The 23,075-nt window shown below is 61.8% G+C and carries 21 protein-coding genes, 1 pseudogene and 1 riboswitch; of the genes and pseudogenes, 9 read left to right on the top strand and 13 right to left on the bottom strand.

Features of this window, described 5'->3' with window-relative positions:
• The 3 genes from PW792_11180 to ald all read right to left on the bottom strand — a co-directional run bounded on the left by PW792_11180 (position 1) and on the right by ald (position 4,957).
• Entirely contained in the window at positions 1-1,398 is a 1,398-nt protein-coding gene (locus PW792_11180; protein MDE1162490.1) for a sigma-54 dependent transcriptional regulator, read from the bottom strand.
• A 9-nt stretch (positions 1,399-1,407) separates the two neighbouring features.
• Positions 1,408-3,732 (bottom strand): ATP-binding protein, encoded by a 2,325-nt coding sequence (locus tag PW792_11175; GenBank protein ID MDE1162489.1) that lies wholly within the window; start codon positions 3,730-3,732, stop codon positions 1,408-1,410.
• 112 nt (positions 3,733-3,844) lie between these two features.
• Entirely contained in the window at positions 3,845-4,957 is a 1,113-nt protein-coding gene (ald, locus tag PW792_11170) for an alanine dehydrogenase (protein MDE1162488.1), read from the bottom strand.
• A 303-nt stretch (positions 4,958-5,260) separates the two neighbouring features.
• On the opposite strand from ald, the gene PW792_11165 reads away from it, so the two are divergent.
• Together PW792_11165 and PW792_11160 are read left to right on the top strand one after the other, a co-directional pair.
• Positions 5,261-6,280: a rod shape-determining protein gene (locus PW792_11165; GenBank protein MDE1162487.1), complete on the top strand. Its 1,020-nt coding sequence runs from the start codon at positions 5,261-5,263 to the stop codon at positions 6,278-6,280.
• Between the two features lie 79 nt (positions 6,281-6,359).
• Positions 6,360-6,433: riboswitch (Fluoride riboswitch) on the top strand.
• Positions 6,434-6,500: 67 nt separating this feature from the next.
• Positions 6,501-7,754: a voltage-gated chloride channel family protein gene (locus PW792_11160; protein MDE1162486.1), complete on the top strand. Its 1,254-nt coding sequence runs from the start codon at positions 6,501-6,503 to the stop codon at positions 7,752-7,754.
• Between the two features lie 54 nt (positions 7,755-7,808).
• On the opposite strand, the gene PW792_11155 is transcribed toward PW792_11160, so the two are convergent.
• Genes PW792_11155 through PW792_11140 form a run of 4 tightly spaced genes read right to left on the bottom strand, consistent with a single transcriptional unit; the run spans position 7,809 to position 10,827 of the window.
• A complete protein-coding gene (locus tag PW792_11155) occupies positions 7,809-8,195 on the bottom strand; it encodes an EVE domain-containing protein (GenBank protein MDE1162485.1) in 387 nt (128 codons plus the stop codon).
• 44 nt (positions 8,196-8,239) lie between these two features.
• Entirely contained in the window at positions 8,240-9,067 is an 828-nt protein-coding gene (gene murI, locus PW792_11150; protein ID MDE1162484.1) for a glutamate racemase, read from the bottom strand.
• A gap of 3 nt (positions 9,068-9,070) precedes the next feature.
• Positions 9,071-9,775 (bottom strand): GerMN domain-containing protein, encoded by a 705-nt coding sequence (locus PW792_11145; protein ID MDE1162483.1) that lies wholly within the window; start codon positions 9,773-9,775, stop codon positions 9,071-9,073.
• Positions 9,772-10,827 carry an N-acetylmuramoyl-L-alanine amidase gene (locus PW792_11140; protein MDE1162482.1) on the bottom strand — a complete coding sequence of 352 codons (1,056 nt, stop codon included), beginning with the start codon at positions 10,825-10,827 and terminating at the stop codon, positions 9,772-9,774. Before PW792_11140 ends, PW792_11145 begins: the two co-directional genes overlap by 4 nt.
• Positions 10,828-10,924: 97 nt before the next feature.
• On the opposite strand from PW792_11140, the gene ruvC reads away from it, so the two are divergent.
• Positions 10,925-11,428: a crossover junction endodeoxyribonuclease RuvC gene (gene ruvC / locus PW792_11135; protein MDE1162481.1), complete on the top strand. Its 504-nt coding sequence runs from the start codon at positions 10,925-10,927 to the stop codon at positions 11,426-11,428.
• The gene (locus tag PW792_11130; protein MDE1162480.1) at positions 11,425-12,096 is read left to right on the top strand and encodes a hypothetical protein; all 672 of its coding nucleotides are present in this window, start codon (positions 11,425-11,427) and stop codon (positions 12,094-12,096) included. Before ruvC ends, PW792_11130 begins: the two co-directional genes overlap by 4 nt.
• A 14-nt stretch (positions 12,097-12,110) precedes the next feature.
• On the opposite strand, the gene rsmA is transcribed toward PW792_11130, so the two are convergent.
• Both rsmA and PW792_11120 read right to left on the bottom strand, forming a co-directional pair.
• Positions 12,111-12,908, bottom strand: a complete 798-nt coding sequence (rsmA, locus tag PW792_11125; GenBank protein MDE1162479.1) for a 16S rRNA (adenine(1518)-N(6)/adenine(1519)-N(6))-dimethyltransferase RsmA — start codon at positions 12,906-12,908, stop codon at positions 12,111-12,113.
• A gap of 3 nt (positions 12,909-12,911) precedes the next feature.
• Positions 12,912-14,522 carry a glycosyltransferase family 39 protein gene (locus PW792_11120; protein MDE1162478.1) on the bottom strand — a complete coding sequence of 537 codons (1,611 nt, stop codon included), beginning with the start codon at positions 14,520-14,522 and terminating at the stop codon, positions 12,912-12,914.
• Positions 14,523-14,626: 104 nt separating this feature from the next.
• Here PW792_11120 and PW792_11115 point away from each other — a divergent pair, with 104 nt between their 5' ends.
• Positions 14,627-15,520 (top strand): neutral zinc metallopeptidase, encoded by an 894-nt coding sequence (locus PW792_11115; GenBank protein ID MDE1162477.1) that lies wholly within the window; start codon positions 14,627-14,629, stop codon positions 15,518-15,520.
• Here PW792_11115 and uvrC read toward each other — a convergent pair.
• Positions 15,517-17,563: pseudogene (gene uvrC, locus PW792_11110) on the bottom strand (excinuclease ABC subunit UvrC). The gene PW792_11115 and the pseudogene uvrC overlap by 4 nt on opposite strands.
• 95 nt (positions 17,564-17,658) lie before the next feature.
• Positions 17,659-18,414: a hypothetical protein gene (locus PW792_11105; GenBank protein ID MDE1162476.1), complete on the bottom strand. Its 756-nt coding sequence runs from the start codon at positions 18,412-18,414 to the stop codon at positions 17,659-17,661.
• Between the two features lie 75 nt (positions 18,415-18,489).
• Here PW792_11105 and mazG point away from each other — a divergent pair, with 75 nt between their 5' ends.
• Together mazG and menC are read left to right on the top strand one after the other, a co-directional pair.
• The gene (gene mazG, locus PW792_11100; GenBank protein ID MDE1162475.1) at positions 18,490-19,323 is read left to right on the top strand and encodes a nucleoside triphosphate pyrophosphohydrolase; all 834 of its coding nucleotides are present in this window, start codon (positions 18,490-18,492) and stop codon (positions 19,321-19,323) included.
• The gene (gene menC / locus PW792_11095; GenBank protein ID MDE1162474.1) at positions 19,320-20,432 is read left to right on the top strand and encodes an o-succinylbenzoate synthase; all 1,113 of its coding nucleotides are present in this window, start codon (positions 19,320-19,322) and stop codon (positions 20,430-20,432) included. Before mazG ends, menC begins: the two co-directional genes overlap by 4 nt.
• Positions 20,433-20,436: 4 nt before the next feature.
• On the opposite strand, the gene PW792_11090 is transcribed toward menC, so the two are convergent.
• A complete protein-coding gene (locus PW792_11090) occupies positions 20,437-21,333 on the bottom strand; it encodes a hypothetical protein (GenBank protein MDE1162473.1) in 897 nt (298 codons plus the stop codon).
• A 161-nt stretch (positions 21,334-21,494) separates the two neighbouring features.
• Between PW792_11090 and PW792_11085 the strand changes: the two genes are divergently transcribed.
• Together PW792_11085 and PW792_11080 are read left to right on the top strand one after the other, a co-directional pair.
• Positions 21,495-22,055: a polymer-forming cytoskeletal protein gene (locus tag PW792_11085; protein MDE1162472.1), complete on the top strand. Its 561-nt coding sequence runs from the start codon at positions 21,495-21,497 to the stop codon at positions 22,053-22,055.
• 9 nt (positions 22,056-22,064) lie between these two features.
• Positions 22,065-22,694 carry a class I SAM-dependent methyltransferase gene (locus PW792_11080; protein MDE1162471.1) on the top strand — a complete coding sequence of 210 codons (630 nt, stop codon included), beginning with the start codon at positions 22,065-22,067 and terminating at the stop codon, positions 22,692-22,694.
• 71 nt (positions 22,695-22,765) lie between these two features.
• On the opposite strand, the gene PW792_11075 is transcribed toward PW792_11080, so the two are convergent.
• Positions 22,766-23,065, bottom strand: coding sequence for a hypothetical protein (locus PW792_11075; GenBank protein MDE1162470.1), 300 nt, complete (start codon positions 23,063-23,065; stop codon positions 22,766-22,768).
• Positions 23,066-23,075 lie beyond the last annotated feature (10 nt).

Genomic DNA, 23,075 nt, shown 5'->3' with positions numbered 1-23,075 from the left:
TTATTCCCCTACGTTGATACCGAGTGTGCGCATCTTGCGATAGAGATGCGAGCGTTCGAGGCCGAGAGCCTCGGCGGCACGGGTGACGTTGCCGTTGTGGCGGTCGAGTTCCTTCAGGATGTAGTCGCGCTCGTAGGCTTCGCGGGCCTCGGAGAGGGAGGAGAACTCTTCGCGTGGTGCAGAGGTGGAGGCGCGGCCGTCGGTGCGCTGCACGAGCATCGGCAGGTGCTTGGCTTCGAGGCGCTGGACCTTGGGGTTGAGGATGAGGACGCGTTCGATGACGTTGCGCAGTTCGCGAACGTTGCCGGGCCAGTTGTATTGCTTGAGTGTGGCGAGTGCGGTGTCGGTGATGTCGACGCGCGGGCGGCCGTACTGCTGGCCGAACTCTGCCAGGAACTCGCGTGTGAGCGCGGGGATGTCTTCTTTGCGGTCGCGCAGGGGCGGCACGAAGAAGGGGATGACGTTGAGGCGGTAGAAGAGGTCTTCACGGAAGTTGCCGCGTGCGATCTCTTCTTCGATGTCCTTGTTGGTAGCGGCGATGACGCGGGTGTCAATGTAGACGGGCGAGGATGCGCCGACGGGATAGAAGCGCTGCTCATCGAGCGCGCGCAGGACCTTAGCCTGCGTCTTGAGGCTCATGTCTCCGACTTCGTCGAGGAAGAGCGTGCCGCCGTCGGCGCGTTCGAAGGTGCCGCGCTGTTCGTAGGGCTGGTTCACGGAGCGGCTGCCGCCGTAGTTGGGGCCAGCGCCGTGACGATAGCCGAAGAGTTCGGCTTCGATGAAGTCTTCGGGGATGGCAGCGCAGTTGAGCTCGACGAAGGGGCGGTCGCAGCGCAGTGATTCGGAGTGAATGGTGCGGGCGATGAGCTCTTTGCCCGCGCCGGATTCGCCGAAGATGAGCACGCGGCCGTTAGTGGGGGCCATGAGCTTGATCTGTTGACGCAGGGCCTTCATGGGCACGGATTCGCCGGTGAGCGCGTGGTGCGAGCTCTGCTGGCGGGCGAACTCCTTGTTGTCTTCGCGCAGGCGATGAGCGTTGACGGCGTTGCGGAGAACGAGCAGGGTACGGTCGAGCGAGAGCGGCTTTTCGAGGAAGTCGTAAGCTCCGAGCTTGGTGGCACGCACGGCGGCTTCGATGGTGCCGTGGCCGGAGATCATGATGACCTCGGGCGGATTGCTCTGCGCGGAGGTTTCGCGGATGCGGGCGAGCACGTCGAGGCCGTCGCCGTCGGGGAGCCAGATGTCGAGCAGAACGGCCTGGAAGTCGGCATCACGCACGAGTTCGAGGGCCTCGGATGCGGTGCCCGCCGTGGTGATGGTGTACTCCTCTTCGCGGAGGATGGCTTCGAGCGATTCGCGGATATCGGCTTCGTCGTCGACGATGAGGACGTGAGTCATGGGAAGGGCCTAGAGTGTAGCGCGTCGGGTTAAGGGTTCTATTGCAGGCTCGGCTTCTGGTGTATCAGATGCAGGACGGAGCTCGATGATAAAGCGAGCACCGGAGGGCATGTTTTTTTCTGCGCGGATAGTGCCCTGATGCTCCTGGATGATTTTCGCGGCGATGGAGAGACCGAGGCCGGTGCCGCGCTGCTTGGTGGAGAAGTAGGGGAGGAAGAGCCGCTCGCGCATCTCGTCGGTAAGGCCGGTGCCGGTGTCGGCGACGCTGAGTTCGACCATGCCGGAGGGCAGCATGCGGGTGCTGAGGCTCATCTCGCGAAGCAGGGATTGCTGCATGGCTTCGGCGGCGTTGTCGATGAGGTTGGAGAGCGCTCGCTGCAGGGCGTTGGGGTCGGCGAAGACGAGTGGGAGCTCTACGCCGAGGTTGCGATGAACGCGGATGTTGCCGAGTCGGCCGGCGAAGAGTGCCAGCGAGTTTTCGACGATGTTGTTGACGTCTGCGGGGCGAGGGCGAGCGGAGGGGAACTCGGCGAGCGCGGAGAACTGATCGACGAGTGAGCGCATGGTTTCGACCGAAGAGTTGATGACTTCGGTGGAGCGCTGGATGACGGCGGGTGAGCGCGAGCCGATGTGGGCCTCGGTCAGGACGGGTTCGAGGCGGTCGATATGGCGGCGAATGAGTTCGGCGTTCAGCGCGATGGGCGTGAGCGGGTTCTTGATTTCGTGGGCGACGCGGCGGGCGACTTCTTTCCAGGCGGACTGCTTCTGCGCACGGAGGAGTTCGGTGGCGTCTTCGAGCACGAGCACGTAGCCGATGGAGTCGTGCTGGGGGCCGTCTTCGAGAAGGGCTACGGTGGCCGAGAGCTGGCGCGGCCCGGTGTTGGAGGCCATCTCAAGTTCCGAGGAGGCGGAGCCCATGCGGTGCGAGCGTTGCAAAAGGCGGTCGAGGAGCTCCAGCGTTTCGGCGGGGAATATCTCCTCGAGCTTCTGGCCGAGGAAGCTGCGTTGACCGCCGGGGTCCAGCAGCTCGTAGAAGGCGCGGTTGGCGAGCACGAGGCGACGATCGGCCGAGAAGGTGACGAGGCCGTTGGGGATGGTTTCGATGATGGTTTCGAGCTCGCGGCGACGGGTCAGCAGGGCTGTGTTGAGCTCCGAAAGCTGCGCGCTGGATTGGTTGGCGAGGACGCGGGCGCTTTCGAGGTCGGTGGCCATGGCGTTGAAGCTGGAGGCGAGCTCGCCGAGCTCTTCGGTGGAGGTTGCGGAGACACGATGTGCGTAATCACCGGCTGCGATGGCTTCCATGGCGTCAGCGAGTGTTTCGATCGGTCGCGTGACTTGCTTGGAGAGGTTGAGTGCGAGCCAGCAGCAGGCGAAAAGCGCGAGCAGCGTGGTCAGGAGCAGGAGGCCCATGTAGAGGTTACGAACCTGGCGACGTTCGCGGAAGAGCGCCCAGTAGGCGTCTGCGGCGGAGCGCAGGCGAAGGCTGGTGGCCGAGATGCCGCGAGGGATGGGCAGACCAACGACGACCATGCCTCCACCCTTGATGCCTGCGGTGGCGAAGGTGTAGTCGGTGTCGCCGATGCTGTAGAAGGGGGCGTCGTTGCGGCGCGCGGCCTGCAGAATGGCTTGCGGCGCGGGTTCGGGGCTGATGGGTGCGGTAGCAGGTGGTTTTTGCGAGCCTGCGCTGATGCTGTCGTCTGGCAGCACCGCGTTTACCTGCAGCGGAGCGCCTTTGGGCATGTGCAGCGCGGCGACCGGGTTGCTGTCGCTGTAGACGATGGCAAAGCCGCCTTGCAGGGTGAGGTCGTGGCGAAGCAGCGCGACGTTGGCGTACTCGGGCGTGATGTGGCCCTGGGCGGAGAGCTCGACGGCGATGGAGTCGGCTTCTGAGCGAGCGTTGGCGGCAGCGTAGCGGAAGAGTTCTGTGGCGAGGGTGTTGGCGTCGTCACGCATCTGGGTGACGGGCTGCGAGAACCAGCGGTCGACGGCGCGATTCATCAGCAGATAGCTGAACGCGAACATGAAGACCAGCGGCGCGACGGAGACGAGCACCGCTCCCCAGAGCATTCTGGTGCGCAGACGCGTGCCGAGGATGCGCGAGCGTTGGTCGGCGTAGAGCTTCATGAAGTTCCGCACGAGCGCGACGAGCACGGCGACAAAGAGCAGGAACGCGATGATCGAAAGGCCGACGAAGACCAGCGTCTGGATCGGCGAAGCGGGGTTGAGGAAGTGGAGGTTGAAGGCGTTGAGCGTGGCGAGGGAAAGGAAGAGAAGGAGCAGGCAGACGCCGAGCGTGATGACGAGTATGCGGCGTTTCGTGGCGCTGGTTCCCATGGGTCACAGTGTAGTTGGGGACGGGGGCTCGGTGAGCAACGGAATTTGCGCACGATAGAAAAGCCCCCGCCGAGGTGTCGGCGGGGGCTCTTGGGGGATGGGTACGTGAAGCTTAGAAGAGAGACGTGATGGGGGTGAACTCTTTGCCCTGCGCGTCGGCTACGGCTTTGTAGGTGAGCTTGCCGTCGAAGGTGTTGACGCCTTCAGCGAGGCCGGCGTCGGCTTTGATTGCCGCCAGAGGACCCTGGTTGGCGAGCTTCAGTACATAGGGGAAGGTGGCGTTGGTGAGCGCGTGGGTTGAGGTGTTGGGCACGGCTGCCGGCATGTTCGTGACGCAGTAGTGAACGACGCCGTCGACGAGGTAGCTGGGGGCCGAGTGCGTGGTGGGATGCGCTGTTTCGATGCAACCGCCCTGATCGATGGCAACGTCTACGATGACGGCGCCCTTCTTCATCTTGCTGACCATGGCGGCGGTGACGATCTTCGGAGCTGCCGCGCCGGGGATGAGCACGCCGCCGATGAGCAGGTCGGCTTCTGCCGCTGACTTCTCGATGTTGTAGCTGTTGGAGGCAAGCGTGCGGACGCGACCGTTGAAGATGTCGTCGATCTCGCGCAGGCGGTTCAGGTTGAGGTCGATCATGGTGACGTTTGCGCCGAGGCCGAGTGCCATCTTGGCTGCGTTCGTGCCGACGATGCCGCCGCCGATGATGGTGACGTTGCCGGGCAGCGTACCGGGTACACCTCCGAGCAGGACGCCACGTCCGCCGTGCTCTTTCTGCAGATAGGCTGCGCCAACCTGCACGCTGAGGCGGCCTGCGACCTCGCTCATCGGGGTGAGCAGGGGAAGTGTGCCGGCGCGGTCCTTGACGGTTTCGTAGGCGATGCCGAGGACCTTTTTCTTCAGCAGGGTCTCGGTGAGCTCATGGATAGGAGCGAGGTGCAGGTAGGTGAAGAGGGTGAGGCCTTCGCGGAAGTGCCAGTACTCCTTCTCCACGGGTTCCTTTACCTTGACGACCATCTCGGCGTTGCCCCAGACGTTGGCCGCTGCGCCGACGATCTCTGCACCGACGGCCTGGTATTCGTCGTCGGGGAAAGAGGAGAGTGCGCCTGCGTCGTGCTCGACGAGAACTTTGTGTCCTGCTTCGGTGAGAGCCTTGACGCCTGCCGGTGTAACGCCGACGCGGCTTTCGTGGTCTTTCACTTCCTTGGGTACGCCGATGATCATGCTGAGAGCTCCTTGCAAATCGTAGCCCTTGGGTGGGCTTCTTCTGTTCAGGGTAACAAGCGGGTCGTGTGATGTGGATTGTCCTGCAGCGGCAGGAAAGAGGGGCTCGCTGCGGTCTGACTGATTTAAGTCGTTGTTTAGGGGGTGTTTTTGTCTACATTTCCACGGTATGAAGCCTTGAATTCCACAGCCGGCTCTATGCGCTTTACAATTCGAGATAACACCGGGCGAACTTAAATCCGGCCATCAGGAAAAACGCTAGTGTCTTCAAATTTCTCTTCGCGCAGCGGGCGCGTCAGCAACATGCGTTCCATCTTTTCGTTATTTTCGAGCGATCTTGCGATCGATCTCGGAACAGCCAACACGCTGGTCTATGCGCATGGCAAGGGCATCATTGTGAATGAGCCTTCGATAATTGCTGTGAACCGTGTGACCAACGAAGTGGAAGCCGTGGGCAAGGAAGCGAAGGAGATGCTGGGCCGTACGCCGGGCAATATCATCGCCATCAAGCCGATGAAGGACGGTGTGATCGCCGACTTCAAGCAGACGGAGAAGATGCTCAACTACTTCATTCAGAAGGCCCATAACCGCAAGATGATGGTGCATCCGCGCATCGTGATCGGTGTGCCTTCGGAGATTACACAGGTAGAAAAGCGCGCTGTTATGGACTCGGCGTACCGCGCCAAGGCTTCGGAAGTGCATCTCGTGGAGCAGGCGATGGTGGCTGCGATTGGTGCTGGTCTGCCGATTACGGAGCCGGGCGGCAACATGGTTGTCGATATCGGCGGCGGAACAACGGACATTGCGGTGATTTCGCTGGCGGGCATCGTTTACTCGCGCTCCGTGCGCATGGCCGGTAACCAGATGGACGAGGCTGTCGGCACCTACCTGAAGCGCAAGTACAACCTGCTGGTAGGCGAGCGCACGGCGGAGCAGATCAAGATTGAGCTGGGGTCGGCGTATCCGCTGGACAAGCCGCTCACCATGGACATCAAGGGCCGCAACCTGATTGAAGGCGTGCCGAAGACGATCACGATTGAGGATTCGGAGATTCGCGAGGCCCTCGGTGAGTGCATTGCGACGATCATGAATGCGATTCGTGTGGCCCTGGAACGTACTCCTCCTGAGCTTTCGGCGGACATCTCTGACCGCGGCATTGTGCTGACGGGTGGTGGTGCGCTGATCAAGAACCTCGACAAGCGTATTCGCGAAGAAACAGGGCTGCCGGTTTCAATTGCGGACGATCCGCTTGCATCGGTAGTGCTGGGCACGGGCAAAATGCTTTCGGACTTCCGCCTGCTGCGCAAGATCTCGATTGACTAGTTTGCGAGGGCTTAGAGAAACGAAAGAGGCTGCCCTGGGGTGGCCTCTTTTTGTGTGGTTGCGGTAAGCTGAAAGGCATAGACCAGAGGGCGATGGGGTTCCGCCTTTAACCGCCTCGTGCGCCGCGCGAGAGCTGATGACTCCTACGAATTCACTCGTAGGAGGAAGTGTGTCTCAAACTCAGGAAACTCAAGCAGAACAACCGTCGCAATTCGCGTTGGTGTGGGAACTTTTGCGCTGGACTCCGGTTGCTATCGCGGTGGGCATCATGGCGGGTGCGGCCTCGGCGCTACTGCTGTGGTCGTTGACGATTGCTACGGATATCCGCGAGGCGCATCGCTGGATTATCTGGCTGCTGGCTCCGGTCGGCGGTTGCGTCGGACTGCTCTATAAGCACTTCGGGAAGGATGTCGAGGCGGGGAACAACCTGATCATCGACGAGGTGCACGACCCGAAGCGGACGATCAAGATTCGCATGACGCCGTTCATCCTTCTCGGCACGTTTCTGACGCATCTCTTTGGCGGTTCGGCTGGCCGCGAGGGTACTGCGATCCAGACGGGCGCGTCATTGGCAGACCAGTTAGGGCGGCCGCTAGGGCTGAACGCGGCAGGGCGTCGTGTCCTGCTGATGGCAGGCATCTCTGCCGGGTTTGGATCGGTCTTTGGAACGCCGCTTTCTGGGGCGATTTTTGGGTTGGAAGTGCTGGCGGTAGGAGCTGTGACGTACGAGGCGATTGCTCCGTGCTTTGTCGCTGCCTTTGTCGGCGATCTGGTGACGCATCATCTGCTGAGACTGGTGCACATGGGGCATACTCCCTATCGTGTGAGCGATGTGCCGGAGCTTGGCGTGATGAGCCTGTTCTGGTCGATGGTGGCAGGGGCTGCGTTCGGGCTGATGGCGATGTTCTTCGCCCGCACAACGCATGCGATCTCGGCGTTTGCGAAGGCGAAGATCAAGCGGCCGGAGTTGCGGCCTGTGGCGGGTGGTCTGCTCGTGAGCTGCGCCGTCTTTGCGTTGGGGACGACGCGCTACATCGGCCTGGGTGTGCCGGTGATTCAGGAGGCGTTCAGCAGACAGCTGCATCCCTGGGACTTCCTGGCGAAGTCGCTCTTCACCTCTGTGACGCTCGGTACGGGCTTCAAGGGCGGGGAAGTAACGCCGCTGTTTTACATCGGTGCGACGATGGGTAATTCGTTGAGCCACGTGATTCCGCTGCCGGTATCGTTGCTGGCGGGAATGGGTTTTGTGGCGGTCTTTGCGGGTGCGGCGAACACACCGATTGCGTCGGCTTTGATGGCGATGGAGCTCTTTGGGGCAGAGGCCGGGGTGTTTGCGGCGATCGCCTGCGTGGGGAGCTATCTCTTCTCAGGGGGCGCGGGGATTTATCACGCGCAGGGTGCGGGTATTGGCAAGCGCCTACCGGCGGCCCTGGTGGCGAAGGTTGCGCGGCGCGATGAAGAGGCTACAAAGTAGAGGAACAGAGAGGCGGAGAACCCACCAGGGCTTCTCTGTCTCTCTGTTCTGCGCTTAGCCGTGTACGAGCCAGTCGAACTGTTCCTCGCTGAGCGGAACGACTGAGAGCCGGAACTGTCGGAACATCACGGAGCCTTGAAAAACACCTGCTTCGCGGATTTCGGCGAGTGGCTTCTCGCGCTTCAGACGCTTCCCGACCTTCAGCTTGACGAGGGGTGTTTTGCCGTCGGCGGGGTCGAGCTCAACGCTGACGACCGTGGCGGTGCCGATGGCGGCTTTGCCCACGTTGGAGTGGTAGATGATGGCCTTTTCGCCCTTCTTCATGTTGCGCAGCGTAATCAGGGCCTGGGGGTTCTTGATGCCGTCCCAGATGGTTTCGCCGTCGCGAAGAAGGTCGTCGTAGGAGTACTTGTCGGGCTCGGATTTCAGCAGATAAGGCATAAGAACAGGGTATAGGGTGTAGGGCCCAGGGTGTAGGGATGAACTCAACCGCCGAGGTCGAGGAGGCGGACTTCGGCGATGGGTTGCTGGAGAAAGAGGCTGCCGAGGCGGGCGAATTTCTCGACCGAGTCTGTGGCGTAACAGGTGAAGGAGGCGTTCGACGGCTGGGGGGAAGGCGTCAACTGCATGGCGGTGGTGACGGCGTGGGCGGTGGCGTCGGCGGAGTCCACGACGATGGCGCTGGAGCCGAGTTCGCGCAGGATGCGTTGAATCGGTTCCGCGATGAGAGGGTAGTGGGTGCAGCCGAGCAGGACAGCGGCGGGCGTGCGGCCGAGGGCGGACATTTCGTCCAGCGCCTCGCGCAGGTAGATGCGGATGACGTCGAAGAGCACGGGGTGGTTGGTCCAGCCTTCTTCGACGAGCGGCACCAGCAGCGGGCAGGCTTTTTCATGCGCTTGCAGGCCGAGCGTTGCGGCTGTGTCGCGGTAGGCGTGCGAGGAGACGGTCGCAGCGGTGGCGAGCACGAGCACGTCGATAGCGTTTTCCGCGACGGCTTTTGCGGCCTCTGCGCCGGGAAGGATGACGCCTGTGACGGGCACGCCGGTGGCGTCGATGATGTCGGGTAGAGCGAGCGCGGTGGCGGTGTTGCAGGCGATCACAAGCCGGTCGGCACCGTTGTCTTCGAGGAAGCGGGCGCTCTCCACGGCGTAGCGCGCGATGGTGGTCTGCGACTTGGCCCCGTAGGGCAGGCGGGCCGTGTCGCCGAGGTAGAGATAGTGGGCGTTGGGGATGAGCGGTAGCAGCGCACGGAGCACGGTGAGGCCGCCAAAGCCTGAATCGAAGACGCCGATGGTGCGGCTGGGAGTGCTCATGGGTTACTGCTCGGGCGCGGCGGTTGCGGTGTCGCGCGAAGGGTAGGTGCGGAGGAGGTCGATGTGTCCGGCGAGCGTTTCGCGGGGCTGGCCGTTGACGAGGAAGCGGACCTGCTCGATCTGTGGGATGTTCGCGTGCAGCGTACCGAGCATAGAAAGCAGTGTGAGGTTTTCGACCTCGACGCCAGAGGGGTGCGTGTTCACGAACTGGCTGCGCAGGTTGATGACGGCGAGCAGGCCGCCAGGTGTTTGCGGACGCGGCGAGTCGGGAGACGGCGGGACGAGCGTTGTGGCGGTGTGTTCGCCGGAGGCCGAGGGCGGGGCCTTCATGTCGATGGCGTGGCCGACGACCGGGAGCGGCACGAGGAAGACGCCGTCCACGGCTGTGCCGGAGGGGAGCGGATGCTTGCTGTCAGGTTCGGAGTAGATGTTGACCAGATGGTCGAGCAGAGCGCGTGCGCGGGCGGTGGTTTCGCTGGGCAGGGCGATCATGCGCGGCGTGTTGACGATCGCTCCGGTGTCGTCGTTCGCGAGGGCGAAGGTGATGGACTCGGTGTCGGAGTACGGCGCGTCAAGTGGCGTGTTGTCGGTGGCGAGCGTGTGCAGGCGGTCGCGCTCGCGTTGATGCACATGGAAGAGCCACGCGCCCATGCCGAGGATGGCAAGTACGAGGCACCAGAAGACGATGCGCTGATGTTTCGAGATCACTGGGTCACCCCCGTTGTGGTGGAGGCGCTGGTGGTGGAGACCGGGATGGGGATGAGCTTCGGCGGCGGCTGCATCTGGTTGCGCCAGAAGATGAGCGCACCGGCAATGGCTTCGGCGGCGGTCTGCTGGTAGCCGGAGTCGTCGATGGAGCCGGGGTCGCCTGCGGACTTCGGTGCCAGCTCTACGACGATGGCGGGGCAGGTGAGGGAATCGACCGGTCGAATGCTGGCGGCGGCCGTGACGACGGGCAGGCCGGAGCGCGTGATCGACTGCGTGAGCTTGCCCATGAGGATGCGGCTCTGGTTGACCCAGGCGGACTGTGCGGTCAGCCAGGGCAGGTTGGTGGCCTCGCCCGCTGTTGGCGTCAGCTCGGAGCTGTAGAGGTGCACGCCTTTACCCGCAGCGCTGGCGTGCAGCAGCAGGCAGGCGATGGCGCGAGAGTGGTTGGCGATACCGGCGCGGTCGTCGAGCGAAAGCGGGTTCGGATTGCCGTCGGTTGTGAGGGAGTCGGAGTCGCGGGTGGTGACGACGGTGAAGCCGCGGGCCTGCAGCAGCGAGCGCAGCTTGAAAGCGAAGGCGAGGGTGATGTCTTTTTCCAGCAGGTTGTCGCTGAGGCGCGAGCCGCTATCCTGGCCACCGTGCGAAGGGTCCAGCACGATGACGGTGCGGTTCAGCGGGCCGAAGATCGGGCCTGCGGGTGCGGCGGCAGGCCCAGGGGTGGCTGGCTTGGCTGCTGCTGTTCCTGCGGGGACGGGTTTCACGGGAAGCTTCTGTACGGGCTTTGCGACTTCGCTCGTGGCCGTTACTTTTGCGACGGGCTTTGCGGCTTCTTTGGTCGCTGTGGCTGGCTTAGCGGGTGTTTTCGCGGCCTCCGTGGGCTTCGGAGCAGGTTTGTGAAGCGAGGTGATGGGGTGAACGAGCGGAGCGGCCTCACGAGGCGCTCTCTGCTCCCGCACCTGGTCGGGCGTAGGAGCCGACGTCTGCGCGTGCGCCGCAGAGGACGCCAGCAAGGCGAGCGCGAGAGAGGGGGCCAGATGGAAAGTTCGCTTCAAACGATGCTCGCAGGGACCAGAGGTGTCGTGGTCGATTGTACCGGGAAGATTCCCGAAGGTGCTGCCCGCAGTGACGAGAAGTAGACTGGAGCCATCTATGCGGGTATTTGGCGTTGATTGCGGGACAGAGTTTACGGGGTACGGTGTCGTGGAGGTGGACTACGCGGCGCGTACGCCCAAGCTGCGTTATCTGTGCGCTGGCGCGGTGAAGCTCAACAAAAAAGACCGAACGCACACGCGGTTGGCGCAGGTGTACGCCGAGTTGATGGCGTTGCTCGCGATCTGGCAGCCGGATGTCGTGGCGATTGAAGATGTGTTCTTTTCCGCGAACGCAAAGTCGGCGTTGAAGCTGGGGCAGGTTCGCGGCGTGGCGTTGCTGGCGGCGGCGAATTGCGGGCATCCGGTAGCGGAGTATGCTCCGCTGGCGGTGAAGAGCGCGGTGGTGGGGTATGGGCTAGCCGCAAAGGAGCAGGTGCAGTTCATGGTGGCTCGTCTGCTGGAGTTGGAGGAAGCCCCGAAGCCCGCTGACGCCGCCGATGCGCTGGCGATTGCGATCTGTCACATCCACAACGCGCAGACGCAGGAGGCGTTGCAACGATGAAGTGGTTGCTGGTAGCGTCGTTGGCGCTGAGCGTGCCAGTTTTTGCTCAGAAGAAGGTTCACAATCTGCCGTTGTCTGGCGAGGGGAATGAGCTTGTTTCAGCGGCAGAGCCGGAGGTGGTGAACTTCCACTTCGAGCGCAAAGGGCTTGCTGTTCCTGAGTGGTCGCTTGAGATTTCGAGTGATGGGCTCGGACGTTACGACGAAGGTGCTGTGGCGACGGCGACACGTAAGCCTGTACTGGTTCATCCGCAGACGCTTGCTCGCATGATGGGTGGTGTGGAGGCTGTTCGTGCAGGGACGTGCGAGAGCTCGGCAAAGAGTTTGGCGACGAAGCGGCTGGCTTATCGCTGGAAGAGCGGCGATGTGTGGAGCACCTGTGCCTTTCATGTTTCCAGTGATGCAAAGCTGAATGATGCCATGGAGGCGTTCGTGGCCCTGCAGCAGACGCTGCAGGTGGGAGAGGTGCTAGCCCGGCTGGAGAAGGCCGATCCCTCTGCGGTGCCGGATGTTGTCGTCTCGCTTTGGGTGATGGCGCAGGAGGGAAGTGCGATCGAACTTGGCAATATCGAACCTGTGTTGAAGGCGATTGCGAACAACGATCATTTTGCTGAAGGTACAACGAAGATGGCGCGTGAGCTTCTGGCGATGGCTGCGGCAAAGAACTAGAGCCCTTCGGGCCGCTACTTCCTGCTCTCTAATGCGAGAAAGAGCTCGCCCATCTGCTCCAGGGTGGCAGCTTCTGCGCGAATGGTTTTGGATAACGACTCAGGCCAGGCTGCGTCGAGCTGCGCGTTGCTGTAAGCCGCGTTGCGCAGGTTGTTGGTTAGTGTCTTGCGCTTTTGTGCAAAGCCCGCGCGGAGAAACTTGTTGAACGTCTCGGCATCCACGCCGAGTTCGGCGAAGCGCGGAGCGAACTCCAGCCGCAGGACGGTGGAGTGGACGTCGGGCGGGGGATCGAACGCTGCGGGCGGAAGCACAAATAGATTGGCGACGGAGGCATGGAGTTGGGTGAACGCGGAGAGTGCGCCGTACTCGCTGTGGCCGGGAGGCGAGGCGATCCGGTCGGCGACCTCGCGCTGCATCATCACGACGGCACGGCGAACGATGTTGTTGCGTGCGGCGGCGAAGAGGTGCAGCAGGATATCTGAGGTGATGTAGTACGGCAGGTTGCCGACGACGTCGAGCGACTCGCCTTCGGTACGCAGGGGGGCGAGGTCGGTCTTGAGAATGTCCGCGTTGTGCACGGTGACGTGGGGCATGTCGCGGAAGTGGAAGGTCAGCTCCCGGGCGAGTGCGGGGTCGAACTCGATGAGGTGGAGACGGGCGCAGCGAGGCGCGAGCAGCTTGGTAATGGCGCCGTGGCCCGGGCCGATTTCAACGATGGTGCGCTGGCTGATGTCGCCGAGCGCGTCGGCGATGCGGAGGCAGGCGTTGTCGTCGACGAGGAAGTTCTGGCCTAGCTTTGGTTTCTTGCTCACTTGCTAATAGTAGAAGCGTTCGTCGCTCCAGTCGAAGGGCGCCTGGGAACGTCGATGCTTCAGCAGGTAAACGTGCTGGCCCTGTTCGTAAGGCATGGCGAGCGGGTCGTCCATGATGCCGACCACGCGAACCTCGGTGTACTTCTTGCCGATGTCTTCCAGGCTGTCGCCGATCACTGCGATGGCGATGTTGAAGTCGCAGCCGTGGGTGCCCCAGAGCCAGTAGTTGTTCTGGCCGGAGATGGCCGGGGGGAGCATGGGCTCGCGCTGCTTGCCGAGGAAGTCGATGGCTCCCGCTTCGCCGTAGTTGCTGGTGAAGATGCAGACGTGGCGCTGCTCCTCTGGTGTGAGAGTGCGGAAGGCCTTGAGAACGAGGTTGATTTCGTTGTCCCAACCGAAGCGGTCGGCGTAGAACTGCGGCAGGATAGCTTGCTTGCCGCGCTCCTGCTCTTTGGGGCGGAAGTGCGTGACGTCGGCGTAGCGGACCCAGGTCATCGGCCGCAGGATGGGCGAGGCCATGGGTAGCGAGGAGAGGATGACGAGTGTGAGGGTTGCTTCCAGGATGGGCAGGGCAAAGACGCGGCCTTCGGCTACGCGTTGACGTGCGCGGTTGCGATGCTCCCAGGCGACGCCTCCGGCGGCAAAGAGCGCGGGGTAGAACGGCTCGAGATAGTAGTCCTTGGCGTGGAGCTTCCACATGAGCGGCAGGAAGACAAGGAAGGCGATGCCGATCCAGCGCATGTTTTTGACCGAGCGTCCCCGCAGCAGGGCAACGACGCCAGTGACCCAGACGATTGCGTTGAGGGGATGTAGCTGGAGGAACTGTCCGAGGAGGAACTGTGGGAAGCGCAGTGGGATGTTCTTGCCAGCCTTCTGGCCGTTGCGCAGGAACTCCAGCGTGGGCCAGTGGTTGTGGATCTGCCAAAGGAGGTTCGGCAGCGCGATGAGGACTGCGAGCGCGATGCCCATTGCGGCCCAGCGGGTGAACAGGATGCGGCGCTGCGGGGTGCAGAGCAAGGCGATGCCGAGCGTGACGAGGAAGAAGGTCATCGACGGTTTGTTGAGCAGGCCGAGGCCGGAAGCCATGCCAAAGACGGTCCACCAGATGGCAGGGCTGCGGCCTTTGAGCGCCATCACGAGCGCGAGCAGAGCCGACATCCAGAACATCGCTTCGCAGGAGTTCATGGAGAGGAAGCCGTCGACGCCGATGAAGCCGGGAGCAAGGAAGACCGCGAGCATCGCGAGCCCTTGTGCGGGGCGGCGGCCGCCGAAGGCCCATGTGAGGACGCCGGTTAGGAAGATCATGACGGCACCGGCGGTGGTGGAGAGCACGCGGATACCGAAGACGGAGTCGCCGAAGAGCATCTCGCTGAGGCGAGCCTGCAGGGCGACAATGGGGCCGTGGTCGACGTATCCCCAGGCCAGATGACGGCCGCAGGCGATGTAGTAGAACTCGTCGCGGAAGTAGCCGTAGCCGAGGTGCGAGCTGTAGATCGTCAGCGCGAATTGAAAGAGCAGCCGCACGAGCGCAAAGATGGCTGCGAGCTGCAGGGTGGCGCGGAGGGCTTGATCCGGTGGACGGACGACGGCTGAGGATGTGGTCGCTGTGGACATGGCTTGATGCGAAGATACGTTGTCGCGAAGGATTTGGTTCCATCTCCGCGCAACAGACTGCATCCTAGGTAAAGTCAAATGCAGGAGTACGAAGGAGAGCAACGATGGATTGGCAACCGGGAAACATGAGCAGCGACATTGAAGACCGCCGGGATGATTCGGGCGGCGGCGGTGGTGGCGGCTTTGGTTTTGGCGGCGGAGGCATTGGCATCGTCGGCTTCCTTGTTCTGCTGGTGATCAGCCTGGTGACGGGGCGCAACTTCCTGGGCGGCTTCCTGCATGGCGGTGGTGCAACAAGCGCGCCGCAGAGCGGATATACGCAGCAGCAGGCACCGCGTTCGGCTGCGCAGAAGCAGGGTGAAGATCGTGACGCGCATCTGATCTCGTTTGCGCTCGACAACACGCAGCAGTTCTGGACAAAGTACTTTGCGGAGCATGGCAAGACGTACCGTCACGCCAAGCTGGTGCTCTTCCGCAACCAGACGTACTCCGGCTGCGGGACGGCCCAGTCGGCGACCGGCCCGTTCTACTGTCCGGCAGACCAGAAGGTCTACATCGACCTTGGCTTCTGGGATGAGCTGAAGAAGTTCGGCGGCAGCACGGGAGACTTTGCGCAGTCGTACGTGATCGCGCATGAGCTTGGGCACCATGTGCAGAATTTGCTTGGAACGGAGAACAAAGTGCAGCGGTTAATGCAGCAGGAGCCGAGCGAGAAGAACCATCTGTCGGTCGATCTGGAGCTGCAGGCTGACTGTTATGCGGGTGTGTGGGGGCACTCTGCCGAGCAGCAGGGCATTATCCATGATGCGGATATTCATGATGCGCTGAGCGCGGCGGCGGCGGTCGGTGACGACCATCTGCAGAAGATGAGTGGACGTTCCGTAAGCCCCGAAAGCTGGACGCATGGCTCCAGCGCACAGCGCGAGCGCTGGTTCAAAGCCGGGCTGCAGAGTGGGGACATTGCGAGCTGCAATACGTTCGGCGGAAGCTCTGATTAGCGATTGATCTGCACCAGCGGTTCCTGCGGCGTTTCCTCGACGAGGAAGCGCCGTATCTTTTCTGCGGTGGCTTTGTTGGTGACCGCGAGCAACGCATCGGGGTTCTGTTCGGCTGCCTGTTTCAGGGCACGGACGCTGCCGAAGTGGGTGAGCAGGCGCTGGCGCGTAATGGCTCCAACGCCTGGAATCTCGTCGATCTCGCTGGTGCGGTCGCGCATCTGGCGGCGCTTGCGATGGTAGGTGATGGCGAAGCGGTGCGACTCGTCGCGGATCTTCTGTACGACGTGCAGGACGGGGCTGCGGCGGTCGAGAACAACGGGGTCGTCCTCTTGCCCGTAGACGTAGATGATCTCTTCCTTCTTGGCGATGGAGGCGAGCGGCTGCGTGGTGAGGCCGAGTTCCTGCAGCGCCGCTGCGGCCGCATGCAACTGGCCGAGGCCGCCGTCGATGAGGATCAGCGAAGGTAGTTCGGCGTCCTTGCCGGTGGGCTTTGCGCCGTTGGCGAACTTGCTGTAACGGCGCAGCAGTATCTCATGCATCGAGGCGAAGTCGTCGACGCCACTGACGGTCTTCACCTGGTACTTGCGGTAGTCGGCCTTCTTCATCGCGCCGTCTTCCCATACGACCATCGAGGCGACGGTCTCAGCGCCCTGGATGTGCGAGATGTCGAAGCACTCGATGCGCTTGGGAGCCTCGGCGAGCGTGAGTGCGTCCTGCAAGGCTTCCTGCATGTTCTTGATCGAAGGTTGCAGCACGCGGAAGCGCTGGTCGTAGCTCTGTTTCGCGTTCTGGCAGACGAGGTCGACGAGTGAACGCTTGTCGCCACGCTGCGGCGCGGCGATCTCAATCTTGTGGCCGGAGCGCTCGCGCAGTTCGTCGGCAAGAAGCTGGCGGTCGGGGAAGTCGACGGGAACGTAGATGTGACGCGGGACGTATCCCTGATCGAGATAAAGCTGCTTCAGCAGCGCAGAGAAGAACGTTGCGGGGGAGAAGCCTGCGGTGGCTTCAGACTCAGGAGAGGCGAGAACGGAGTGCTCTTCGCTGAGTTCGGAGTCGGCAACGATCTCTGGTGCGGGTTGGCCGGGATGGGGTTCGAAGGTTGTGTCGGCGATGAGGTCGTCGTCTTCTGCCTGCGGCTGCGCGAGCGAGTCGTTGTCGTCGCCGGCGTCTTCGAAGTCAGGAAGGTCTTCCCAGAACATATCGCGGCGATCGACGATCTTGCCGCCGCGCATGTGGAAGAGGTTGACGGCGAGCATCTCTTTCTCGAAGTGGAAGCCGAAGACGTCGGCGTCTTCATCGCCGGGGGAGGCGATGCGCTGGCGGTCCTGCGACTGCGAGACGGTGATGAGCTGGTCGCGCAGGCGTGCGGCGAGCTCAAACTGCATCTCTTCCGCGGCCTGCTCCATGCGTGCGGTCAGGCGCTTTTCCAGCTCGCCTACGGAGCCTTCGAGGAAGAGCTGCACGTCGCGGATGGTCTGCCGGTAGGCGTCGGTGGAGATGAGGTCTTCGACGCAGGGACCGAGGCAGCGCTTGATGTAGTACTGCAGGCAAGGCGCGCGGGTGATAGCGGTTCAGGTCGACCTTGCAGCTCGGGATGAGGAAGGAGCGGTGGATGAGGTCGACGAGCCGGTGCGCAAGGTTGCCGGGGAAGTAGGGGCCGAAGTAGGCGGCGCCGTCTTTGCGCAGCTTGCGGGTGACGAAGACCTTTGGGTGTCGGTCGCCGAGCGTGAGCTTGATGTAGGGGTAGGTCTTGTCGTCGCGCAGTAGGATGTTGAAGCGCGGCTTGCGCTGCTTGATGAGGTTGTTTTCGAGTGCAAGGGCTTCGCGTTCGTTGTCGACGAGGATGTACTCGAGGTCGACGGCCTCGCGCATCAGCGAGCCGGTCTTAGGATTGGCGAGCTGGTTGGCTTTCAGGAAGTACGAACGCACGCGTGAGCGCAGGTTTTTAGCCTTGCCCACGTAGATGATTTCGCCCTCTGCATTCTTGTAGAGGTAGCAGCCGGGGCCGGTCGGCAGCGTTCGGATTTTCTCGAAGAGATCCATGCGGCAGTTTTTGAGCTTAGAACGCGGACGTAGAAAAAGCGAAACGCGTCCAGAGACATTGGACGCGTTTCGCGCTGGAAGGATGCGTGGGCCGCTTATCGAGTGACAATCTCGCGATGCAGCAGCGCGGAGACGGCGCGCTGGTCTTCGTCGATAGCCTTTTGTTGGTTGCGGTACATGTCGGCGAGGCTGCGCGTGTCGGCGGTTACCGATTCCAGAGCGCCCTTGTACAGGGCAAGGTCCTGCAACAGGTCGATGGCCTTCTCCTGCGCCTGCACGGTGGCGCGCAACAGGCGGTCGCGGGAGTCCGCCGTGAGCGTTGCCGTCGAGCCGGTGGTCGCGGCGTCGAGGTGGTTCACGCTCAGTTCAGTCAGGTAGTCGTAGAAGCTGTTGTTGAAGATGTTTTCTGACTCTGCAACGTACTGCGAGTTGAAGTCGAGGCGACCATACGACTTTGCCTGTTCGGCCGGCAGAAGCGTGACGCGACCGGCGGAGACGGCGACGTTCCAGGTAGCGCGTGTCGGGGTGCGGAAGTACCAGCCCGGGCGTGCGGATTGCACTGCGGGAACGGCGAAGGTCAACTTGCCGCCACTTGTCTTGGCGTTATCGAGCGCCGTGCGCATGGCCTCGAGGTTCTGAATCGTGGTGCGCAGGCCGTTACTGTCGTCTTCCACCACGGCCAGGTTCTGCTCAGACTCTGCGCGCATCTGGCGCTGCAGGCTCTGGCGCTGGTTGTGGTGGCGAATGGACTCTACGATCTGCGCGATGCCTACGGCGATCAGCAGGCCGAGGGTTACTGTGCCCATGTGAGTAAGAAATGCGCGCCAGGTACGAATGCCGCCGTCAGCCATGTTTGTTGCAGAACTCCCGTTGAGGTATCGGAAGCAGTATACGAAGCGCAGCCACGATACGCGTAATCTGTTTGCATGAAACCTGAGTTAGACGGAACAGGGATTGAACCGCACGAGCCTACCTCGCAGGCAATGGGCGTGGCTGTGGCCATTATGGCGCGCCTGCGCGGGCCGCAGGGGTGCGCATGGGACCGCGAGCAGACCTTTGACTCCATCAAGCGGCACACGCTGGAGGAGACCTACGAGGTCTTCGACGCAATTGAGCGGCGCGATTGGCCAGCACTGAAGGATGAGCTGGGTGACCTGCTGCTGCAGGTGCTTTTTTACGCGCAGATGGCCCAGGACGAAGGCCACTTCACGATGGAAGACGTTGCCGATAACCTGAGCGCGAAGCTGCTGCGGCGCCATCCGCACGTCTTTGGTGAGGCTGTGGCGGAGAACGCGGAAGCCGTCGTCTCGACATGGGAGAGCGTGAAGCGGGAGGAGAAAAAAGCGAGCGCAGAGCGTGCTGGCACAGGTTTGCTCGAGGATGTTCCTCGCTCGATGCCTGCGGTGATGGAAGCGCACAAGCTTGGCTCCAAGGCTTCGAAGGTGGGCTTCGACTGGCCGGACTCTGCGGGGCTCTTTGCCAAGCTGGATGAAGAGATTGCCGAGTTGATGGTAGAGGTTGAGCTTGGCAAGAAGGAGCAGGTCGAAGAGGAGTTTGGTGACCTGATGTTCACGGCGGTCAATCTCGCTCGGCACCTGCGGATTGATGCGGAGGGGGCGTTGCGGGGCGCGAACGCGAAGTTCCGTCGCCGCTTCGGCTCCGTGGAAACAGAGGCTGGCGGCCACGAAGCGATGGAAGCTATGGACATTGAACAGCTTGAAGCACTTTGGATGAAGGCGAAGCGAAAGGAATCGAAGTGAAGATTGAAGCAATCCATCTGCGCGAAGTAAACATGCCGTTGGTGAACCCGTTCCGTACCAGCTTTGGTGTACATACCGTGCGGCGCATGCTGCTGGTAGAGATCGAGTGCGAGGGCCTCAGCGCGTGGGGCGAGTCTGTCGCCGGCGAGCATCCGTACTTTTCCGATGAGATGGTCGATACGGCCTGGACGATCATTGAGCAGGAGCTTGCGCCCCGGTTGTTGAAGGCGGACGTCTCCAGCGGTCGCGATGTGCCGGATGTGTTCAAGCAGGTTCGCGGGCATCGTATGGCAAAGGCTGCGCTGGAAAACGCTGTGTGGGAGCTTGATTCGCTGCGGCAGGGCATTCCTCTGGCAAAGCTGCTTGGCGGCACACGCGAGAAGATCGCCTGTGGTGTCTCCATTGGTATCCAGCCGTCGATCGAGCAGCAGCTTGCGACGGTGGAGAAGGAAGTGGCTGCGGGCTATCAGCGCATCAAGCTGAAGTGCCAGCCGGGCTGGGATGAAGAGATCTTCACCCTGGTGCGGGAGCGTTGGCCGGAGATTCTGCTCAGCTGCGATGCGAACTCAGCCTATACGCTGGATGACGCAGATCGTATTGCTTCGTGGGACCGCTTCAATCTGCTGATGATCGAGCAGCCGCTCTGGTACGACGACTTCTACTTTCATGCGCAGCTGCAGAAGAAGATGAAGACGGCGATCTGCCTGGACGAGGTGATTCGCAATCGCCGTGATGCTCGCGCTGCGCTGGAGTTGGGCTCGGCAAAGATCATCAACATCAAGGTCGGTCGCGTGGGCGGCTTTACCGAGGCGATTGCGATACACGATGTGGCTGAAGAGTTTGGTGTTCCGGTGTGGTGCGGTGGGATGCTGGAGACGGGCATCGGACGGGCGCAGAACGTGGCGCTATCGAGCCTGCCAAACTTCAAGCTTCCGGGCGATGTCTCGGCGTCGAAGCGTTACTGGGCGCAGGACATTATCGAGCCCGAGGTGACGGTCAGCGCGCAGGGAGAGATCGTTGTGCCGACGACTCCGGGGCGCGGTTACGAGATCGTTCGTGAGCGCATCAATGCGATTACAGTGCGCCAGAAGACGTTGCGGTTGAGTTAGTCGTTTACTTCGGTAAAGGCATAGCGAGAAGCTGCACGATAGCTTCGCGATAGGTAAGAGCGTTGGGTAGCAGCCGGATTTCGGCTGCGCTCATACGCGTGTTTTCGTTTGCGGTCTTCACCATAAATTCACGGATAACAACATGCTCGTTGAGCTGGGAGTAAATCCAGCGCCCGTTGCCTGCTTCAGCCTGCTCGAACTCGACGGTGCCGCCGGGGTAGATGTGCGCGAGCACACCCCAGCCGAAGTTGACGCCTTTGATTACGCGGGCGTCGACACGGGTGAGCACGCCGGTCTTGCGATCGATCCACATGCGGCCTTCGAGCCCCGTGAGTAACTCGGAGATCGTTGTGGGCGGCTTGAAGTTAGGATCGGGACGGAAGTCCAGAACGATCTGCTGGCCGGGCGAGTTCGGTGGCTGAGGTTGCCCGGCTGCATAGCTGTAGATCATCGCTATGGGCATCAATTTGACGAGGCTTGTGGCATAACCACGAGAGGCCGTGTTGCGCTTCTTGCTCTTAAGGTAGTCGCTCGGGTCGTCCAGTATGGCCTGCAGGCGTGAGCGCTCGGCCTGGTCTTCTTCGGCGGGGAGAGGCTGGCCGTTGCGTTGGATCAGACGCGCAACTGTGCCTTCGCGGCTTTCGATAATTTCGCGGGTAATATCGTTTTTGCTGTCAACGCGGCGGCTTCGATAGCGAACAGGGAACTCCCCATCGTCATCGATGATGCGCAGTTCGTGCACAGTAGCCGCCTGCACCCAGGAAACAGGTGTGGGGATGTTGGTGGAAACGTGTGCTGTTTCGCCGCTTTGCGCTGTGAGCAAAACGGTTGACGTATGCAGCGCGAGTACGGCGAACGCTGCGCGAAGAAAACGACCGGGATGAGTAAAGCAGCAAGGCAAGCGAGACGATCCTCCCTCAGTGACACTTTAGACGCAAGAAAAAGGGAGCGCGAATGATTGTGTCGGCGGCGGGCTGCCCGGTATAGTTCGGCTGTACTCTGTCGAAAGTCGGCATAGCCGATTTTCGAGCCGCAGACGGGAAGATGGTGAACAGGATGAACATGGGCGAAGCGACCACAGTGATCGGCACAACGGCGCATCTGCGTGGCGAATTGATCGCTACGGGCGATGTTGTGATCGAAGGTCAGATCGACGGAACAGTGCACGCCGAGGGCGCTCGCGTCACGATTGGCCGCGAGGCTCGTGTGCGCGCAGACATCTCCGCACAGCATGTTCTGGTGCTGGGTAAGGTGGAAGGAACGCTTCACGCTTCAGAGCGCGTTGAACTTCGCGCGACGGCCTCGGTCGTGGGCGATGTGGTGGCGAAACGGTTTTCGATGGAAGAGGAAGCTCAACTGCGGGGCCGTGTCGGCTCGCTGTCTGCTGTCTCGGAGTCGCATGTGTCTGAGACAGCCGCTCCGGTTCACGAAACGGAGGCCGCGTATCCTCCCGCTCCTGAGCCCCTTCCCGGCCTCTTCGGACAGGCTCAAGGCTCGCGCGTCGCAGGGCAGATGCCTGCAGGGCTGGCTGCCGCCGCTCGCTCGCTCGGGCAGAACGGTGGACCTTCGACTGGGCTGAACGCTTTGTCGGATGAAGCCGAAAGTCACGAGCCCGGAGCGTAAGCTGGGGCTATGGGATTGTTTGGTCGCAGCAAAGGTGGCAACAACCGGGGCGCAGCAGAACCCGTCGTCAGGGCCTCACGTGGCTGGGGCGAGACGCTCGAGTTTCTGAAGCAGAAAGACGGGCTGCGCGTTCTCGACTTTGGAGATACCTCTCCGGCAAACATCAACTTTCTTACGTCGCTGGGGCATAGCGTCTACATGGCAAACGTCGTGGCAGACGCAGCAAGTGCCGAGTGGATTGCGCCGGATGAAGATGGAAAGCCGACCTTCCAGGCGGAAAAGTTTGCTGCTACGCACTTTGATTTTTCAGGGAAAGAGTTCGATGCCGTCCTGCTTTGGGATACGGCAGATTACCTTCCTGCGAAAGCGGCTCCGCTTCTTTTTTCGCGGCTGAAGGATGTGCTGCATCCCGGCGGACGGCTGCTTGCGTTCACTCATGGAAAAGCAACTGGACCGGAGACTCAGTTTTCGCGTTTCCATATCTCGGAGAAGCCCGAAGTGACGTTGCAGCCTTCGGGGGATTATCCGGTGCTGTCTACGTTTCAAACGCGGCAGATGGAGCAGTTTCTGAGTGGCTATGCCGATATACGGTTTCTACTTGGCAAAGATAATATCCGCGAAGTGATCGCTGTTCGGTAGGGAACAGCAACTTGCAGGCAAAGTGAAAGGCGTCCGAAAGATTCGGACGCCTTTGCTTTTTACTTGTACGCTTACTTGGTTTTCTTTGCGCGGTGGGCTTCCCAACGCTTCTTCATCGCGTCGGCAATGCGCTTACGGCCTTCAGGCGAAAGATTGCGCTTACGCTTGGTTGTGCGCGCAGGAGCCGCAGTCTTGGCGGCCTTTGCGGTTACCGTTTTTGCGATGTTCGTACTTCCCTTTGGGCGGCCACGACGACGTGGAGCCGGAGCAGCAACCGTTCCGCTGCCTCCGATGGCCACGAGGGCTGAACGTGCTTCCTGAAGGCGAGTGATTTCGGCGTCGATCTCCGAGAGGATACGAGTTACGTCCATGTGACGGGTC

Source organism: Acidobacteriaceae bacterium (assembly GCA_028283655.1).
In the GTDB taxonomy this organism is placed as follows: domain Bacteria; phylum Acidobacteriota; class Terriglobia; order Terriglobales; family Acidobacteriaceae; genus Granulicella.
The sequence above is the reverse complement of the archived record's forward strand: the minus strand, read 5'-3'. Positions and strand labels throughout refer to the sequence as shown.

Excerpts from the sequence above, each read along its gene's own strand:
- PW792_11180 (MDE1162490.1), bottom strand. The coding sequence starts at position 1,398 with ATGACTCACGTCCTCATCGTCGACGACGAAGCCGATATCCGCGAATCG.
- PW792_11175 (MDE1162489.1), bottom strand. The coding sequence starts at position 3,732 with ATGGGAACCAGCGCCACGAAACGCCGCATACTCGTCATCACGCTCGGC.
- ald (MDE1162488.1), bottom strand. The coding sequence starts at position 4,957 with ATGATCATCGGCGTACCCAAGGAAGTGAAAGACCACGAAAGCCGCGTC.
- PW792_11165 (MDE1162487.1), top strand. The coding sequence starts at position 5,261 with ATGCGTTCCATCTTTTCGTTATTTTCGAGCGATCTTGCGATCGATCTC.
- PW792_11155 (MDE1162485.1), bottom strand. The coding sequence starts at position 8,195 with ATGCCTTATCTGCTGAAATCCGAGCCCGACAAGTACTCCTACGACGAC.
- murI (MDE1162484.1), bottom strand. The coding sequence starts at position 9,067 with ATGAGCACTCCCAGCCGCACCATCGGCGTCTTCGATTCAGGCTTTGGC.
- ruvC (MDE1162481.1), top strand. The coding sequence starts at position 10,925 with ATGCGGGTATTTGGCGTTGATTGCGGGACAGAGTTTACGGGGTACGGT.
- PW792_11130 (MDE1162480.1), top strand. The coding sequence starts at position 11,425 with ATGAAGTGGTTGCTGGTAGCGTCGTTGGCGCTGAGCGTGCCAGTTTTT.
- PW792_11120 (MDE1162478.1), bottom strand. The coding sequence starts at position 14,522 with ATGTCCACAGCGACCACATCCTCAGCCGTCGTCCGTCCACCGGATCAA.
- PW792_11115 (MDE1162477.1), top strand. The coding sequence starts at position 14,627 with ATGGATTGGCAACCGGGAAACATGAGCAGCGACATTGAAGACCGCCGG.
- PW792_11105 (MDE1162476.1), bottom strand. The coding sequence starts at position 18,414 with ATGGCTGACGGCGGCATTCGTACCTGGCGCGCATTTCTTACTCACATG.
- mazG (MDE1162475.1), top strand. The coding sequence starts at position 18,490 with ATGAAACCTGAGTTAGACGGAACAGGGATTGAACCGCACGAGCCTACC.
- PW792_11085 (MDE1162472.1), top strand. The coding sequence starts at position 21,495 with ATGGGCGAAGCGACCACAGTGATCGGCACAACGGCGCATCTGCGTGGC.
- PW792_11080 (MDE1162471.1), top strand. The coding sequence starts at position 22,065 with ATGGGATTGTTTGGTCGCAGCAAAGGTGGCAACAACCGGGGCGCAGCA.
- PW792_11075 (MDE1162470.1), bottom strand. The coding sequence starts at position 23,065 with ATGGACGTAACTCGTATCCTCTCGGAGATCGACGCCGAAATCACTCGC.